Here is a 16,355-nt window from a genome sequence, read left to right on the forward strand (position 1 = left end):
CAGTAAAAATAACTCATAAAAAGTGATCTGATTATTATTTAGCAGCGTATATATGGTTACTATCGGCAAATAATACGACGCGAGTGAAGATAATGGAAAATTTTCAATCACAAACTGCGCAAAATCGTTATGATAAGGCAAGACTTGCTAAAGATAACGGTGCAATACAATTGTCTAATAAAAATGAACTCGATGCTGAACAATTAGCAGAGCTAATGCTTAAGGTTGCTAACTTACGCTGTAAAGTATCTTTCGCCAAACTGTTCAATCATTTCGGACCTAAGATCAACGCATTTGGTAATCAACGATTGCATCAGCAAGGCCTGGCCATGGATTTAGTACAAGAAACCATGACTCGTGTTTGGACCAAAGCTCATTTATACAGTGAAGACAAAGCTGCGGTAAGCACTTGGGTATTCACAGTAATGCGAAATCAGTGCTTCGATATGCTTCGCAAAGTTCAGCACAACAAAGAAGATTCTTTTGGAGACGACATTTGGCCTCTTTTTGAATCAGACGACGCCGAAAGTAATGAAGATGATTTCAAATTATCTGGCACATTATTACGTCATGTCGATGAGTTACCGCCGCTACAACGACAAATTGTACAAGGTATTTACATGCAAGAAATGACTCAACAGGAATTAGCAGACAAACTCGATATCCCCATAGGCACAGTCAAATCACGATTAAGATTAGGCTTAGAAAAGTTAAAGGGATTTATGGAGAAACATTATGATTAAGTATCACCCACAACAAGAGTTATTGTCTCTCCATATTAAAGGGGAGCTGCCATTATCCATGTCTTTGGCGATATCAGCTCATGCTGAAATGTGTAGCATATGTCAGCAAAAACTTAACGCTTTAACAGAGAGTGAAACTGTTAATGTTTTTGACAATGATGTTGAGTCAAATATCAGTGTTGATATCGACTCACAGATGTCAACCTTGTTAGCACAAATGATGCAAAACACCTTAGATGATCTGGATGCTAAACCTGCTGAAGCATATATTGAAGGGGTCACTGAAGTGACAGTTAAAGACCAATCTTATCCTTTACCCCGTGCATTTAGGCATCAAATAAAAGCTCAATGGCAAGGTATAGGCAAAGTCAGTAGATTGCGTCTCGATACTGGTGAAGAGCATGCAAGAGCAAGTTTACTACACATTGCACCACAAGGTGAAATTCCTGAACACACTCACAAAGGTTCAGAACTGACACTGTTACTTGCGGGTGAATTTAGTGATGAATATAACACCTACAAACCAGGTGATTTCATGTTGCTTGACGAGAATCATCAGCATTCACCTAAGACCATGACAGGTTGCCTGTGTTATACAATAGTAGATGCACCCTTATACTTTACTAAAGGATTCAGCAAGTTACTAAACCCTATTGGTGAGTTAATTTACTAGTATTATTGCTTATCAGGATTTGATTGGTACATACTTTAATAGCAAATAGTTGGCAATAAATACTTTTAAATATTTGTTGCCAACAACATAAACTCAGTATATGCTTGCGGAAGTTTAATTACCTTGTTTATTTTGTTTACCTATCGTGAGTCTGCTCAACTTCCTTTCGTAAACCACCACAAGCTACAAAAAATACATCTGCTGAAAAGATTTAATATAAAAATATATTTATCAAACGCTTTTATTTTTGTCATTTGCTTGTCATAAACCTATGGTCAACTAGTCCAATCAAGCAGTTAACTTTTATGCGTAAATGTTAATGTTTTTAGTGAAATGATGAATTATATTTAATCAAAAATTATGATTAAACTCTCACATTTTTCATATAAACACTTGATTAGTGTAGGATTGATAGGGTAACTTAACTAAGCTAACTTAAATCTTTCGCAACACGAAAAATGTTAAGGAATTTTATTGTTAAAACTTACATCACCCAAGGGTGAGCAAATTATTATAGAAGGAGTATGATGATGTCATACCAATTTAACGGACACGAAATTACAGTTAACTTCCCAGTTAATTCAATTTCATCAAATAAAAATTCAATTGCTTTTACTGATTCTCAAGGTAAAAACAAAACAACCTTTTCAAAACGCATCGAAGCGTTGAACTTTATGAAATGGTTAATCAGTTCTAACAAGTAAACCTCTACGCTTTGCGTACATCATTTGCTCTGTTATTTAATAAACTTGGCTAACGGTATTCTCCTCTCATTTACCGAACGTTTATTATCAACAGAGCAAACTGATAAATCTTTCAAAACCCTATCCAATATCTCATTCAAAACATTAAGACTGTAAACCACAAAACTAACTATATGTAATAAAGATTATTTTATAGTTAAAGCCTGCTTTCTTTGGTATCTGGGTAACATTGTGGCATTGCCTAATAAGCCACCTTGATGGATATAAAGTATTTCACGATCTTTAAGTTCACCAGACTCAATAGTGTGTTTCAATACATTTAGTCCGATGGGGTCATAAAGTAAATCAAACTCTATTCCACTTGAATCTAATACCTGTTGCCATAGATGAAATAATGAAAGATAAAGCTTACCAAAATGGTATTTTTTACCATCATTTAGTATTTGTGGATGATGGAGAGTATTTAAAGATAACTCATCAAACTGGCTTATAAGGTAAGCATCTCCACCTACTGTGCTACAGGTTAACACCTCAATATCTAAAGTATTTTTTTGAGCCTGTTTTACAAAGTACTCTTGTAAATATAACGCTGTGGTACCTGTGCCTGATGGCAAAAATATAGATAACTTATTAATATTTTGAATAACTGCCCAATTTATTATTTCTTTACCGAGTTCATAAATGCCAGTTTTAGCATATTCGCAACGCCCCCCTTCCGGAATAAATAAAGTTTCCAAAGCGTTATTTTTTTCTAGGTAATCTTGTTTTAATACCTTAATGGCATCATCTAAATGTTGGCAGGCATTAAACAGATTTGAAGACCAATCAATTTCAATGACATTAGCGCCATTTTTAATCGCTTCAGAATAATTAGACCGGATTTCTGACGGTAGCCTCTGCTGTTGCTTTAAATAATCGGCAATATGACTCACATAGTAATCTAATTTCCAGCCCTTTATTTTTGCCAATACCGATAGAGAATATAATGAATTTGCCTGCGCAGAACCGGACCCCACAACATGGGACACATCAGGAAAATCATTCACTAGAAAGTGATAAAATTTGCGGGCTTTATTGCCACTAAAATCTGCATGTAACAAATCATCTCGTTTAATATGTATTTGTCTGCCTGCAAAGTACATCGTATCTGTAGGGCTATTAGTTAGCATTAATCTCAATCATAAAGTCATTAATAACGGCATTGTATCTAACTTTAGTTAAAAGCCGCTATATTTAGTCTAATTGCTCATTTTATTTGTTTCACTATTCGTAAAAATCAGCCTTATACTAACAATATCATACACTTAAATATTGGCACAATAAGTGCTTATACTAAATGTGATTGAATTTAAACTGTAAAAAGGAACTCAAATGGCTATTTTTAGGCTGATATTTAATATTGCATGGTTTGTACTGGGTGGTTTTGTAATGGGATTAGCCTGGTGGTTAGCTGGGATATTGTGTTTTATCAGCATAATCGGTATTCCATTTGGCCGCGCTTGTTTCGTTATAGGCGAAATGGCTTTTTGGCCTTTTGGTCAGCAAACCGTTAATCGCAGACAGTTAACGGGTGAACATGATTTAGGCACAGGCACAATGGGAATGGTTGGTAATATTATTTGGTTTTTATTCTTCGGAATTTGGTTAGCGATAGGCCATTTAACCCATGCCTTAGCTTGTTTTATTACCATTATTGGTATTCCATTTGGTATACAACACTTGAAACTTGCCTTATTAAGCTTAACGCCAATTGGTCAAACAATTGTACCAACAGAGCAATGTTAATGGCCTTGATGCTTACTTGATTCAATCAAGTAAGCATCCATCATTTGTTGTGCATCAAATTGAGATAACCCCCTATTAATCACTTTCTGCCATTTACGGCCTTGATCATTATTATTGAAAGCGATATGCAAACTTTTTAGTGCCAATGGCTTAGAATTCAATTGCAGTAAGTGCGAAATCCCCGCTATCTTAGGTTCATGCTGAAGATATTGATAGACATTGTAATCAATAACAATAGCGTCGATTCTTCCAGCGGCTAATTTCAAGATGTTCTGCCGTTCATCATTAGCTTCTTCAAAGGGTTGTCGCCCATCTCTAATCATATTGTCTATTTCATCAGTATTAACATATCCCTTCACAACACCGAGAGTGTAGTTATTCAAATCTGATAAGACCGTCAACTTTATTGGGGTGCTTCTTCGTTGTAATAACCCTATCGGACTACTTCCTAAAGAATTTGAGAATATAAAATCATTAGTCACATTAAGATATTCAGGAAAATAACCGCTATTGCCCCCCTTTTTGGCGACTCTAATTGCTCTGTTCCAAGGCAATACCGACACTTTTAACTCATGCCCTTCATAACTAAGTGCCTGCTGCACGATCTGGCTGGTCACGCCTTTTTCAATGAGATTGACTCCAGTAAATGGCGGCCACTCTAAAGTTGACAGCTCAAGCGTATCTGCCGTTAACTGCGCAGATAACAGGATTACGATTGCACCTATGTTATAAGCAAGCTTGTGACGGCTTAGCATTGAAACCATTTATGCCCCTTAAAAAATTACCTTCGATAATTCAGTGATATAATAATTGAACCGTTTTTTAAATTGCCACAAATAATATCTTTATAGCAGGTGCTTAACGGCATATAAAATAAACACTATTATTCAATAATAGTACAGACTCATTTTTTGGTGAAACTTATGAATTATTGGTTGATGAAATCAGAGCCAGATGAATTTAGCATTGATGATTTACAATTGAGTAAAGATCAAAAAACAGCATGGCAAGGTATTCGAAACTATCAAGCGAGAAATTTTTTACGAGATCAGGTAAAGCAAAATGATTTAGTCTTTTTCTACCACTCCAGCTGTAAAGTTCCTGCTATCGTCGGATTAGTAGAGGTAAGCCAGGCGGCAACAGTCGATATGAGCGCTTTTGATATCAACTCCACTTATTTTGATAAAAAGTCCGACATCGCTAACCCCAAATGGATTCAAGTTGAATTACATTTTATGGAAAAGTTTAACCGGCCTATTTCGCTAAAGCAGCTGAAAGCCGATCCACGGTTAACCAGTATGGTTTTAGTCGCTAAAGGGGCAAGGTTAAGTGTACAGCCAGTATCAACAGAAGAGTTTGAGCATATTATGTTTTTAAGTCGATAGTCATTTAAGTCGATAGTCATTTACATCGAAAAAAGCGACAAATCGATAGAATATAGAGCGGGCTCATATAACAACTAACAAATAATATAGTGTTATATGAGTCGCAGTTTTTACATGGTGTCACTAAGTCATGTTGAGTTTTGCTGGTTGAGTTTTGTTAGCGTTAAAAACGTGTTAATTGAGGTAAAGGATACTTCTTGGTTATAGAAAAAACCAAGCAACAAAACGTCAAACAGATTTACCCGCACACCTCTGGATGCAATTATTGGCCACTCTTACCGGTTATCGACTTATTATGTAGCATCTCTACACTGCAACTCTGCCTAGTAATAATGACCAACCACTCACTGAAATAACCTCGAAGTTTAACAGGCCTCAGTAACACTCATGGATATTCATTACTGTTCGCCCTGGGCAATACCGCCTTTTGAAGGTGCATGAGCGATAATGCGATCTGCCATGCGCGAGAAAGGTAATGATTGTAGCCAGACAGTTCCATGGCCTTGTAACGTGGCTAAAAATAGCCCTTCACCACCAAAAACCATTGATTTTAATGAGCCAGAACGTTGAATGTCATAATCTATACCTGGTGAGAAACCCACTAAACAGCCGGTGTCTACTCTCAGTACTTCGCCTTTTAGTTCTTTTTTTATCAAGGTGCCACCAGCATGAATAAACACCATGCCATCACCTTTTAAACTTTGTAGTATGAAACCTTCACCGCCAAAAAAGCCTGCGCCTAAGCGACGATTGAATTTCATCGTGACATTAGTGCCTAAAGCCGCGGCTAAAAAGCTGTCTTTTTGGCAAATGATTTCGCCTTGATGCTTTGACAAATCGACGGCCAACACACTACCAGGATAAGGGGCTGCAAATGCAACTTTACGTTTTCCATGGCCCTCATTAGTAAAATGAGTCATAAAAATACTCTCACCAGTAAATGCGCGTTTCCCCGCACCGAGTATTTTTCCGAAAAAACCTGATTCAGGTTCTGAGCCATCGCCCATTTTGGCTTCAAAGGCGATATCCTGCTCCATATAATTCATCGCCCCAGCTTCAGCGATGACGGTTTCTTGCGGATCGAGTTCAATTTCGACTAACTGCATACTTGAGCCGATGATTTCAAAATCCACTTCGTGGCACTGCTTACTCATTAGTCACTCCTGTAACATAGAATTACTGAATTAATTATTCAAACAACTTAAAGGTGTTGACATAATATGTCAACATTGTATTTCAGCTTAACACGCCGATATCTTGCTGATGAACCGCTCTGCTAGGCATTTTGCAAGATAATATTAAGTAGAATGGCCTGTGATATTGAATCCATCTTATCCATATGTTATCTAAATCATCCTAGCCCTGTTGTATTTAACTCTTTGGAACCTTGAAACTCAAAGCGGGTAAACTCATCAAGAATTAACTCTGTGAATAACTGTCCAGCTCTCCCTAATGGCCGTTCAAGTGTCGAAACCAATTGTGGTGTAAAACTGAATCGATTACCGCCAATAAAATCAACGGGTTTTAATTGATGGGACTGTAATTCCTCTTGAATTAAAAATGCTGGCATCCAACCAAAACCGAGTCCTTTTAACAGGGCATTTTTTTTCATAATAAACCCCGACAAATAAAAAACTTTATCTCCACCAAACTGCATTTCATCTCGAACTAATCTTTGCGGTGACGAATCTTGAATAGTCAACTCAACGTGTTGTTGTAGTTCGGTTAGACTGACATTTTTAAGGGCAACCAAGGGGTGTTGGCAACTGGCAACCAAAATACTGGTAATAGTCGGCAATGCTTTAGGATGGTAATTGGGACCAGCTAGATAATCTTTTACCAGCATAAGATCGGCATTATCACGCTCAAACCTGTGTTGCACGCCCCCCAAAAACTCCATATTCAATTGTATCTTGGTTGGCACTTTATGCTCAGCCATGCGCTTTAAAGCTGTCATGATGGGTTCCATAGGTAACGCGCCATCAATGACTAACTCTAACTTGGGCTCCCAGCCTTCACTGAAGCGACTAGCAAGATGCTCTATATTCGCTAAATGCTGCAACAAGCGTTGTCCTTCTGCCAAAATCACTCGCCCCTCTGGAGTTAACTCAGCACGATATTGATCACGGTTAAATAGGCTCACGCCAAGATGCTGCTCTAACTTTTTAACCTGATAACTCACCGCAGACTGTGCCTTATGCAGTTTTTCTGAGGCTTTAGCAAAACTCCCTTCTTCAACTAATACCTGTAAAACCTTAAATGCATCTACATCTATGCGCATAAAACTGTCCTTTATCGTGTAAAATTCGATTTTTGTATCGAATAACTGCCAGAGGTGTATCAATTTAAATACAATCTAAAAAACTGATTGAGTCTAACGGTTTATTATTCTTTTTTTTGTTCATCCAAGCAACTAAATTGAATGAATCTATGCAACATAGATCACATTATTTTCGCTAATCGTGCGTTAGATGAGATTGAGTGTTTGTATCATCGGGTTAAGGAAGCTGTTATGCCATTTTATGTAAAACAAGGCGAGATCCCCACAAAGCGCCATATCGCATTCGAAAAAGACAATGGCGAGCTGTACCGAGAAGAGTTATTCTCAACCCATGGTTTCTCAAATATTTATTCTAATAAATACCATCACAACATGCCGACGAAGGCGATCAATGTGGTGCCTTATGCTGTAGACCATGGACAAGAGTGGCAAGACTCACTCATTCAAAATTATAAGCTAGATTCTCGCATCGCTGATTGTGAGGGTAATTTTTTTAGTAGCCGTAACAAAATATTTTATAACAGTGATGTAGCCCTCTACACTGCAAAGGTGACCAATAGCACCCATGAGTTTTACCGTAATGCCTATGCTGACGAAGTGGTATTTGTACATGAGGGCGAAGGTCAATTACTCAGCGAATATGGAGTCATTGAAGTCAAAAAGTGGGATTATTTAGTTATCCCTCGTGGCACAACTTATCAATTAACCTTCAATGATTACAGTAATGTACGTTTATTTGTTATTGAGTCGTTTTCTATGGTTGAAGTGCCTAAACATTTCCGTAATGAATATGGCCAATTACTTGAATCAGCGCCCTATTGTGAACGTGATATTCGCACACCTGAATTAACCGATGCCATTGTAGAAAAAGGTGAATTTCCTTTGGTGTGTAAGTTTGGTGATAAATATCAGCAAATGACTTTGGAATGGCATCCATTTGACCTAGTCGGTTGGGATGGCTGTGTTTATCCTTGGGCATTTAATATCGCTGAGTATGCACCCAAAGTAGGTAAAATCCACTTACCACCTTCGGATCATTTAGTGTTTACCGCACATAATTTTGTGGTGTGTAATTTTGTACCACGTCCATATGATTTCCACCCAAAATCAATACCCGCGCCTTATTACCATAACAATATCGACAGTGATGAAGTCTTATATTATGTCGATGGTGATTTTATGAGTCGTACAGGTATTGAAGCAGGCTTCATGACGTTACATCAAAAAGGCGTGCCACATGGCCCTCAGCCTGGGCGAACTGAAGCATCTATCGGTAAAAAAGACACTTACGAATACGCAGTGATGGTCGATACTTTCGCCCCACTTAATCTTACTTCCCATGTTAAAAATTGCATGAGTGAAGACTACAACCGCTCTTGGTTAGAAAACTAAGTCACTCAGTGTGAAGCGCGTTGAAATATAACGAGGAATAACAACATGGCAAGCGAACAAAACCCACTGGGACTTTTAGGCATCGAATTTACTGAATTTGCCAGCCCAGATACCGACTTTATGCATCAAGTGTTTCTTGATTTTGGTTTCTCTATGTTAAAGAAAGCCAAAGATCACGATATCACTTACTATAAGCAAAATGACATTAATTTTTTATTGAATAAAAGTCGTGCCGGATTCTCGGCAGAATTTGCTAAGTCACACGGTCCTGCAATTTGTTCAATGGGTTGGAGAGTGGAAGATGCGCAATTAGCATTTAAATTGGCTGTTGAGCGTGGTGCAAAGCCTGCAGCAGAGTCTGAAAAAGACATGGCCTACCCAGCTATTTATGGTATTGGCGATAGCTTGATCTATTTTATCGACACCTTTGGTGCTGATAACAATATTTATGCTACTGATTTTGTTGATTTAGATGAACCAATCATCACTCCAGAAAAAGGCTTTATGGAAGTCGACCACTTAACCAATAATGTCTATAAAGGCACTATGGATAAATGGGCTAACTTCTATAAGGATATTTTTGGTTTCACTGAAGTACGCTACTTTGACATAAGCGGTGCTCAAACGGCATTAGTGTCTTATGCACTGCGTTCACCAGATGGCAGTTTTTGTATTCCTATCAATGAAGGTAAAGGCAACAATAACAACCAAATTGATGAGTATTTAGGTGAGTATAATGGTCCTGGAGTTCAGCATTTAGCCTTTAGAAGCCGTGATATCGTGGCATCTTTGGATGCGATGGAAGGCACAGCAATTAAAACCTTGGATATCATTCCTGAATACTACGACACGATTTTCGATAAGCTACCTCAAGTCACTGAAGACCGTGAACGTATTAAACATCATCAAATTTTAGTCGACGGTGATGATGATGGTTATTTGTTGCAAATTTTCACTAAAAACCTATTTGGTCCTATTTTTATCGAGATCATTCAACGTAAAAATAACCTAGGTTTTGGTGAAGGCAACTTTAAAGCGCTTTTCGAATCAATCGAACGCGACCAAGTTCGCCGTGGTGTGTTGTAATAACATCATAACGAAACTTCGTTTTACAAAAACCAGCCGAGCGCTGGTTTTTGTTTATTAAGCGGATTACACTCACTGCTTACTTATTGATAAAGACCTTATATATGCCTGATTACGCTGTACTCGCTGTGTTTATTCCAACCTTCTTTTTTGTCTCTATCACCCCAGGCATGTGCATGACACTAGCTATGACATTAGGTATGAGTATTGGTGTGCGCCGGACGTTATGGATGATGATAGGTGAACTAGTTGGTGTTGCCATTGTGGCCATAGCTGCCGTTTTAGGGGTTGCCAGCATTATGCTTAACTACCCACAAATGTTTGATATTTTAAAGTGGGTTGGAGGCGCTTATCTTTGTTATATCGGCATTAATATGTGGCGAGCTCGGGGTAAAATGGCGGTGATAGACGGTCAGCAAGTTAATACTCGCAGGTTAAGTTTAGTCAGCCAAGGATTTATTACTGCAATTGCTAATCCTAAGGGCTGGGCATTCATGATTTCTTTATTGCCACCATTTATTACCCTTGATAAGCCTGTTGCTCCACAATTGTTTGTGTTGCTTGGCATTATTATGGTGACTGAGTCTTTATCTATGCTTGCCTACGCTAGTGGCGGCAAAAGCCTGCGATTGTTTTTATCCCGAGGCGATAATATTCGCTGGATGAATCGTATTGCGGGCAGCTTAATGTTACTGGTAGGGATCTGGTTAGCATTGGGATAATGTCTATTTATCCTCTAATGTGAAACCTTTCTGAGTGGCAAATAGTATTTAATGGTCGCACTTTTCCGAGTTAAGCTTTTTATTTTGATAGTAAACTACGGCGCAAGATCTGATGTAAGGTCTTTAGCGAAATATGTTACTGCTATACAAACAACAGCTCTACCCGCTCAAACTGTATCAATTTAAAATTGCTCAAGCATTGTTTTCGGCTGAGTGAATGAACTGTCATTATGACTTATTTTTAAATGGCAGCTGCTGTGCAATCTGTGCCATATATATGGTAATGTGCCGCTGTTCTTGCTGACAGTAATCATTAATTGCATCGTTAAATGCTGAGTGAGTAACCAGATGTTTTGAATAAGTCGCTATTGGCTCAAATCCTCTTGCGACTTTATGCTCGCCCTGAGCCCCAGCATCAAATACGCCCAAGTTGTTGTTAATCGCATAATCTATACCCTGATAATAACAAGTTTCAAAATGCAGCCCATCAATCTCAACCAACGTCCCCCAATACCGGCCGTATAAATGAGTTTTAGACACAAAAAACAGTGCGGCTGCAATCATTTGTTGATGGCAATCTGTCACAATCAATAATCGAATAGCCTCCCCCATAGATTGTCGCAGCCCCAAAAAAAACGCCTCATTTAAATAGCCTTGATGACCAGAGCGTTTTTGGTAGGTCAATTGATAACATCTTATAAAGTGATGCCACTGCGCTAGGGTGGCATCGACACCTGAAACAAACGTAAAATTCAACTGTTGCGCAGATAACGATTGGCGCTCTTTGTTGATATTTTTACGTTTTCTGGATGTCATTGAAGCTAGAAAATCGTCAAAATCTCTATATCCCTTGTTCAACCAATGAAACTGAGTGCCTTTACGTGTAATGCCAATATTTTGCGGCCATAAAGCCTGTTCCTCTTGATTGATAAACAAGCCATGCCAAGATGAGTAATCGTATTTAAGCATTTTTTGCTCGAGGTATTCGCAAATTGCCATTAATATGACCTTACGCATGGATTGAGACACACCTATATCAAACCCAAATCGTTGACCTGTGGCGGGAATAAACGGCACACTGGTAACTAATTTGGGATAATAAGCTAGTTGGTTGCGCTCATAGGCTTCTGCCCACGCCCAATCAAATACATATTCGCCCCACGAATGGTTTTTCTCATACATTGGCACAATGGCGCGCACTTGATGGGTTGCGGCTTCTTTGATTACAAGATGACATACTTTCCAGCCTGAGGCGGCTCCCACACAACCAGCCCTTTCAAGCCCCTGTAAAAACTCAAATCTAATAAATGGGTTATCATCGCTAAAACATTGCTGCCACTGCGCTTTACCAATCTCATCGATATTGTTAATTTCAGCTATGTTAAATGCTTGCTGCAATGCTTTACCCTTATTATTTAACCAATTTTCCGCTACAGCATACCAATTTTATTGCAGCTATGGCACAGTCGAACGATTCAGGGAACGACTTAAGGATTATCCGTGTATTCAACTATCAAATTTACCCCATTATTGCTGTCAGCCGTGGTCAGTTTTAGTTTAACCACAGCCAGTTTTTATCCATCGTATGTTAACGCAAATGAGGATTCAATCTTCAGTGAAATGGCTACCGCCCAGCCTATTTTTGCTAAACATGGCATGGTTGTCAGTCAAGAAGCTATCGCCAGTCAAATTGGCATTGATATCCTTAAGCAAGGTGGGAATGCCGTTGATGCTGCTGTGGCGGTTGGGTTTGCACTTGCGGTTACCTTGCCACGCGCAGGGAACATTGGCGGCGGTGGTTTTATGCTTGTTCACATCGCAAAAGATAACAAAACCATTGCTATTGATTATCGCGAAACCGCGCCAGGTAAAGCACACAAAGATATTTTTCTCGATGAAAAAGGCAATGCTGTTGATAAATTAAGTCGAGAACACGGCCTTGCCGTTGGTGTTCCGGGTACGGTTATGGGAATGGAACTGGCGTTAAAGCAATATGGCACCATGTCATTACAGCAAATTGTTGCTCCGGCTATAGAACTGGCTAAAAATGGCATTGAGATAACATCAGATCTTGCCAATTCATTGGTCGGCACTAAAAATAGAATCTCCCAATGGCCAAGTTCAACGGCTATTTTCTACCGAGCTGATGGCAGTAACTTTGAGGTCGGTGACCAATTAATCCAACCGGAATTAGCCCATTCATTGTCACTGATTTCCAAGCTAGGCAGTAAAGGCTTTTACCAAGGGGAAACAGCAGAAAAGATTGTCGCCTCGGTTCAGCAAGCTGGTGGTGTCATGACGCTCAAGGATCTTGCAAATTACAAGGTCGTTGAACGAGAACCTATCCGTGGTACCTATCGAGGCTATGAAGTTGTTTCTATGCCACCGCCGTCATCAGGTGGGCTTCACATCATTGAAATGCTTAATGTGTTAGAACAATTTCCCATTGATAAATTTGGCCATAATACCGCTCAAACATTACATGTCATGGCTGAATCAATGAAATATGCCTATGCTGATCGCAGTGAGTTTTTAGGTGATCCTGATTTTGTCGACGTCCCCATTAACAACCTCATTAACAAAGACTATGCCCATAACATAGCAAACAAAATAGCCTTGAATAAAACTACCCCAAGTAGCGAAATAAAACCCGGTAATATCAATGGGTATGAAAGCCCACAAACCACCCATTACTCAGTGGTCGATAAATGGGGCAATGCCGTGTCAAACACCTATACGCTTAACTTCAGTTATGGTTCTGGGCTGGTAGCAAAAGGCACTGGCATTTTACTCAATAATGAAATGGACGACTTTTCGGTTAAGCCTGGTGTACCCAATGGCTACGGTCTTATTGGCGGAGATGCTAATTCAGTCAAGGGATATAAACGCCCGCTTAGCTCAATGAGCCCAACCATAGTGATGAAAGACGGTAAACCCTTTTTAGTTACAGGTAGTCCTGGTGGCTCAAGAATTATTAATATCACACTGCAAATCATTATGAATGTAATTGATCACCAGCTTAACATTGCCGAAGCCAGTGCTGCTTCAAGGGTGCATCATCAATGGTTACCTGACTATTTGTGGGTTGAACGTAGTTTGAATCAGGACACTATTTCTTTACTTGAAGCCAAAGGCCATAAAGTGAAAGTGCAACAATCTATTGGCAGCACGCAATCAATTATGATAACTGAACAAGGTAAATATGGATCATCCGATCCTCGTCGAGCGGGATCTGCCGCCGTTGGTTACTAAGGCATTCACCTGTTGGTCAGAGAGTGTTGATGTATGCGCTCTCTGCCCTTTTACATAACAAGATAGAGTTAACAACTATCCTAAAATTTACAGTCAAATCTACTCAAAACCACTTCTATATCAGCCTTAAACACAAACCTGCATCATTATTCATTAAACCTCAAATCGGGTTATGTGATAACTAATTGAAATTTAGTTATTAAACCACTTATAGACAAGCTCGAATTGCATGCTAATAACAAGGCGAATTAGCGCGTCTATAGCTGGCCTATTGCAAGTAAATACACAGATAGCTATGCAAAAGATAGTTTGATGTGTATTTAATATCCCTAGCGAGAGGTTAATTTATGTAGCCCATCCCAACCAGTATTGATTTTGGATGATTTTGTGAAAAATGTTAAAGTAAATGCACTAACTAGTCGATAAGTATGCGTATTATTGTTGTGGTACCTATATGATAAACATCATGGCGTAAAATAGCCGAGTGGCTTTAAAAGAATAAGACATTGATTATATAGATATTACTTTTGAATCTGTCATATGGTTGATGCTAAAGCATACAATTATCGACAAATTCACCTCAGCTATAAAAATAGACATAAATCGATTTAAGCTATATTTATGAATTTAAAATTCGATAACTGACTTATAAATTGGTGAGATATCAAAAAATTAGCTATATAAGTATAGCTAAACATAAAAATAAGCCCTTTGGGCACTTTGAGTGATGATAAAGGAGTAACCCTATGCACTTTAACGTGAAAGCGCTTTCGGTAGCGATTTCTATTGCATTAGTACCTGCTGCAGCGTTTGCAGATGAAGCTACCGATGCAAAAGTAGCAAAACTAGAGCAACAAGTTCAGGCTTTACAAGCTCAACAAACCAAAAGTTTAACCGAAAAGTTTAACTTTAACGGCTTTATCAGTGGTGCTTACATCAGCTCAGATAATGATGCTGGTTATAACGGAGCCTCTTCTAGCGCTGACTTTTCTCAAGACAGCAAAATTGGTTTTCAAGGTACTTTCAATATCAGTAACCAGACTCAGGCTGTTTTACAGTTGATGATGAAAGGCGAAAATGATTGGGATGTCGAAGCAGAATGGGCTTATTTATCTCATCGTTTTGATAATGGAACCAAAATTCGTGGTGGTAAACTGCGCGTCCCCTTGTTTATGTATTCTGATTACTTAGATGTGGGTTATGCACAGCCATTTGCTCGTCCACCTACTGAAGTCTATGACCAAGTTCCTTTCTCATCCTACACAGGTGGTGATATTTCATACGATTTTGAATTTGAAGATTCGACATTAACCCTTCAAGGTTTTGGTGGTGAATCAACCGTGCCAAATAGCGATCTCGATTTATCAAACATCATGGGTGCCAATGTTTCTTGGACAGATCTTACATGGACTTTCCGAGCCGTATATGGTCAAACCGACTTAGATGGCGAAGCCAATGGTTTAATTATTGATAATGAACAAGCTGTATTCAACGGTTTGGGTGGCAGTTTCGACAATGGTTCTGTTATTGCTATTGCTGAATGGACTACCGTTGAAATTGATGGTTTATTATCTGACCACGAATCAGGTTATTTAACGGTTGGGTATCGAATTAAATCGTTTACCCCCTATGCTACTATTGCCTATGTTAAAACCACTGATGACGATGTCCGTTCTAATCTGCCACCACAATTAGCCCTACCACTTTCTCTTGGTTTAAATGAGAAACGTACAGCTTACAGTTTGGGTTTACGATGGGATGCCATTGATAATGTTGCAATAAAATTTGATTTAACCTATGCAACAGACTTTGGTGATACAAATGGAGGCTTAGAAACTAACCCTGTGATCAATCCATTCACTAAACAATTCCAATTCGATGATACTTTAGTGTATACCGTCAAATTCGATGCAGTATTTTAAAAAGGAGCGATGATATGAAAAAGTTATTCTGTGTATTCGCGCTCAGTTTAGGTGTTGCATTTACGGCCTCAGCAGGTGTAGTTGTTATTGGTAATAATGCTACTGGTGATATGTCGATGTCAGATGCTAAAAAAGCATTTTTAGGCAAAGGCGATAATAGTTTAGTTGTGTATGAATTAGATGAAGGCAATAACACTCGCTCAGAGTTTCATAGCACTGTTACTGGTAAATCTGATGCACAATTGAAGGCATTTTGGTCTAAGCAGGTGTTTACTGGTAAAGGTAATCCACCAGCAACAGTCGCCTCAGCTGCTGCAATGAAAGCCGCTGTAGCATCAAACCCAAATGCTATTGGTTATATTGATGAAGCTGATGTTGATGGCACCGTGAAAGTCATTTTAAAACCTTAA

General features: G+C 38.8%; 15 protein-coding genes. 10 read left to right on the top strand and 5 right to left on the bottom strand.

The features are described 5' to 3' along the window. Positions 1 to 92 precede the first annotated feature (92 nt). The gene (locus NE535_RS00360) at positions 93 to 743 is read left to right on the top strand and encodes a sigma-70 family RNA polymerase sigma factor (RefSeq protein ID WP_261296716.1); all 651 of its coding nucleotides are present in this window, start codon (positions 93 to 95) and stop codon (positions 741 to 743) included. Further along, positions 736 to 1,416 carry a ChrR family anti-sigma-E factor gene (locus NE535_RS00365; RefSeq protein WP_261296717.1) on the top strand — a complete coding sequence of 227 codons (681 nt, stop codon included), beginning with the start codon at positions 736 to 738 and terminating at the stop codon, positions 1,414 to 1,416. Before NE535_RS00360 ends, NE535_RS00365 begins: the two co-directional genes overlap by 8 nt. Positions 1,417 to 2,305: 889 nt before the next feature. On the opposite strand, the gene NE535_RS00370 is transcribed toward NE535_RS00365, so the two are convergent. After that, the gene (locus NE535_RS00370; RefSeq protein ID WP_261296718.1) at positions 2,306 to 3,289 is read right to left on the bottom strand and encodes a 1-aminocyclopropane-1-carboxylate deaminase/D-cysteine desulfhydrase; all 984 of its coding nucleotides are present in this window, start codon (positions 3,287 to 3,289) and stop codon (positions 2,306 to 2,308) included. Between the two features lie 202 nt (positions 3,290 to 3,491). Between NE535_RS00370 and NE535_RS00375 the strand changes: the two genes are divergently transcribed. After that, positions 3,492 to 3,905: a YccF domain-containing protein gene (locus NE535_RS00375; RefSeq protein ID WP_261296719.1), complete on the top strand. Its 414-nt coding sequence runs from the start codon at positions 3,492 to 3,494 to the stop codon at positions 3,903 to 3,905. On the opposite strand, the gene NE535_RS00380 is transcribed toward NE535_RS00375, so the two are convergent. Next, positions 3,902 to 4,669: a substrate-binding periplasmic protein gene (locus NE535_RS00380; protein WP_261296720.1), complete on the bottom strand. Its 768-nt coding sequence runs from the start codon at positions 4,667 to 4,669 to the stop codon at positions 3,902 to 3,904. The genes NE535_RS00375 and NE535_RS00380 overlap by 4 nt on opposite strands. Positions 4,670 to 4,828: 159 nt before the next feature. Here NE535_RS00380 and NE535_RS00385 point away from each other — a divergent pair, with 159 nt between their 5' ends. Then, positions 4,829 to 5,290 (top strand): EVE domain-containing protein, encoded by a 462-nt coding sequence (locus NE535_RS00385; RefSeq protein ID WP_261296721.1) that lies wholly within the window; start codon positions 4,829 to 4,831, stop codon positions 5,288 to 5,290. 398 nt (positions 5,291 to 5,688) lie between these two features. Here the strand turns inward: NE535_RS00385 and NE535_RS00390 are convergent, their stop codons facing one another. Together NE535_RS00390 and NE535_RS00395 are read right to left on the bottom strand one after the other, a co-directional pair. After that, entirely contained in the window at positions 5,689 to 6,444 is a 756-nt protein-coding gene (locus tag NE535_RS00390; RefSeq protein WP_261296722.1) for a TIGR00266 family protein, read from the bottom strand. 197 nt (positions 6,445 to 6,641) lie between these two features. Beyond that, entirely contained in the window at positions 6,642 to 7,571 is a 930-nt protein-coding gene (locus tag NE535_RS00395) for a LysR family transcriptional regulator (protein ID WP_261296723.1), read from the bottom strand. Between the two features lie 231 nt (positions 7,572 to 7,802). Here NE535_RS00395 and NE535_RS00400 point away from each other — a divergent pair, with 231 nt between their 5' ends. The 3 genes from NE535_RS00400 (at position 7,803) to NE535_RS00410 (ending at position 10,771) form a co-directional block, all read left to right on the top strand. Then, a complete protein-coding gene (locus NE535_RS00400) occupies positions 7,803 to 8,963 on the top strand; it encodes a homogentisate 1,2-dioxygenase (RefSeq protein WP_261296724.1) in 1,161 nt (386 codons plus the stop codon). A 45-nt stretch (positions 8,964 to 9,008) separates the two neighbouring features. Next, a complete protein-coding gene (gene hppD / locus NE535_RS00405) occupies positions 9,009 to 10,049 on the top strand; it encodes a 4-hydroxyphenylpyruvate dioxygenase (protein WP_261296725.1) in 1,041 nt (346 codons plus the stop codon). Between the two features lie 104 nt (positions 10,050 to 10,153). Further along, entirely contained in the window at positions 10,154 to 10,771 is a 618-nt protein-coding gene (locus tag NE535_RS00410; RefSeq protein ID WP_261296726.1) for a LysE family translocator, read from the top strand. Positions 10,772 to 10,999: 228 nt separating this feature from the next. Here NE535_RS00410 and NE535_RS00415 read toward each other — a convergent pair whose 3' ends face one another. Beyond that, the gene (locus NE535_RS00415) at positions 11,000 to 12,169 is read right to left on the bottom strand and encodes a GNAT family N-acetyltransferase (RefSeq protein ID WP_261296727.1); all 1,170 of its coding nucleotides are present in this window, start codon (positions 12,167 to 12,169) and stop codon (positions 11,000 to 11,002) included. Between the two features lie 135 nt (positions 12,170 to 12,304). Here NE535_RS00415 and ggt point away from each other — a divergent pair, with 135 nt between their 5' ends. The 3 genes from ggt to NE535_RS00430 all read left to right on the top strand — a co-directional run bounded on the left by ggt (position 12,305) and on the right by NE535_RS00430 (position 16,355). Continuing rightward, positions 12,305 to 14,023 (top strand): gamma-glutamyltransferase, encoded by a 1,719-nt coding sequence (gene ggt, locus NE535_RS00420; protein WP_425347433.1) that lies wholly within the window; start codon positions 12,305 to 12,307, stop codon positions 14,021 to 14,023. A gap of 746 nt (positions 14,024 to 14,769) precedes the next feature. Then, a complete protein-coding gene (locus NE535_RS00425; RefSeq protein ID WP_261296729.1) occupies positions 14,770 to 15,945 on the top strand; it encodes a hypothetical protein in 1,176 nt (391 codons plus the stop codon). 14 nt (positions 15,946 to 15,959) lie between these two features. After that, on the top strand, positions 15,960 to 16,355 hold the full coding sequence (locus tag NE535_RS00430; protein WP_261296730.1) for a phosphate ABC transporter substrate-binding protein: 396 nt from the start codon (positions 15,960 to 15,962) through the stop codon (positions 16,353 to 16,355).

Origin of the sequence: Shewanella holmiensis, assembly GCF_025370255.1 — a bacterium.
Lineage (GTDB): Bacteria > Pseudomonadota > Gammaproteobacteria > Enterobacterales > Shewanellaceae > Shewanella > Shewanella holmiensis.

What these genes read in the sequence shown, in the direction of transcription:
- NE535_RS00380 (WP_261296720.1), bottom strand. Translation starts at nt 4,669, where the DNA reads ATGGTTTCAATGCTAAGCCGTCACAAGCTTGCTTATAACATAGGTGCA.
- NE535_RS00375 (WP_261296719.1), top strand. Translation starts at nt 3,492, where the DNA reads ATGGCTATTTTTAGGCTGATATTTAATATTGCATGGTTTGTACTGGGT.
- NE535_RS00370 (WP_261296718.1), bottom strand. Translation starts at nt 3,289, where the DNA reads ATGCTAACTAATAGCCCTACAGATACGATGTACTTTGCAGGCAGACAA.
- NE535_RS00425 (WP_261296729.1), top strand. Translation starts at nt 14,770, where the DNA reads ATGCACTTTAACGTGAAAGCGCTTTCGGTAGCGATTTCTATTGCATTA.
- NE535_RS00400 (WP_261296724.1), top strand. Translation starts at nt 7,803, where the DNA reads ATGCCATTTTATGTAAAACAAGGCGAGATCCCCACAAAGCGCCATATC.
- NE535_RS00390 (WP_261296722.1), bottom strand. Translation starts at nt 6,444, where the DNA reads ATGAGTAAGCAGTGCCACGAAGTGGATTTTGAAATCATCGGCTCAAGT.
- NE535_RS00430 (WP_261296730.1), top strand. Translation starts at nt 15,960, where the DNA reads ATGAAAAAGTTATTCTGTGTATTCGCGCTCAGTTTAGGTGTTGCATTT.
- NE535_RS00385 (WP_261296721.1), top strand. Translation starts at nt 4,829, where the DNA reads ATGAATTATTGGTTGATGAAATCAGAGCCAGATGAATTTAGCATTGAT.
- NE535_RS00365 (WP_261296717.1), top strand. Translation starts at nt 736, where the DNA reads ATGATTAAGTATCACCCACAACAAGAGTTATTGTCTCTCCATATTAAA.
- NE535_RS00410 (WP_261296726.1), top strand. Translation starts at nt 10,154, where the DNA reads ATGCCTGATTACGCTGTACTCGCTGTGTTTATTCCAACCTTCTTTTTT.
- NE535_RS00395 (WP_261296723.1), bottom strand. Translation starts at nt 7,571, where the DNA reads ATGCGCATAGATGTAGATGCATTTAAGGTTTTACAGGTATTAGTTGAA.
- NE535_RS00360 (WP_261296716.1), top strand. Translation starts at nt 93, where the DNA reads ATGGAAAATTTTCAATCACAAACTGCGCAAAATCGTTATGATAAGGCA.
- hppD (WP_261296725.1), top strand. Translation starts at nt 9,009, where the DNA reads ATGGCAAGCGAACAAAACCCACTGGGACTTTTAGGCATCGAATTTACT.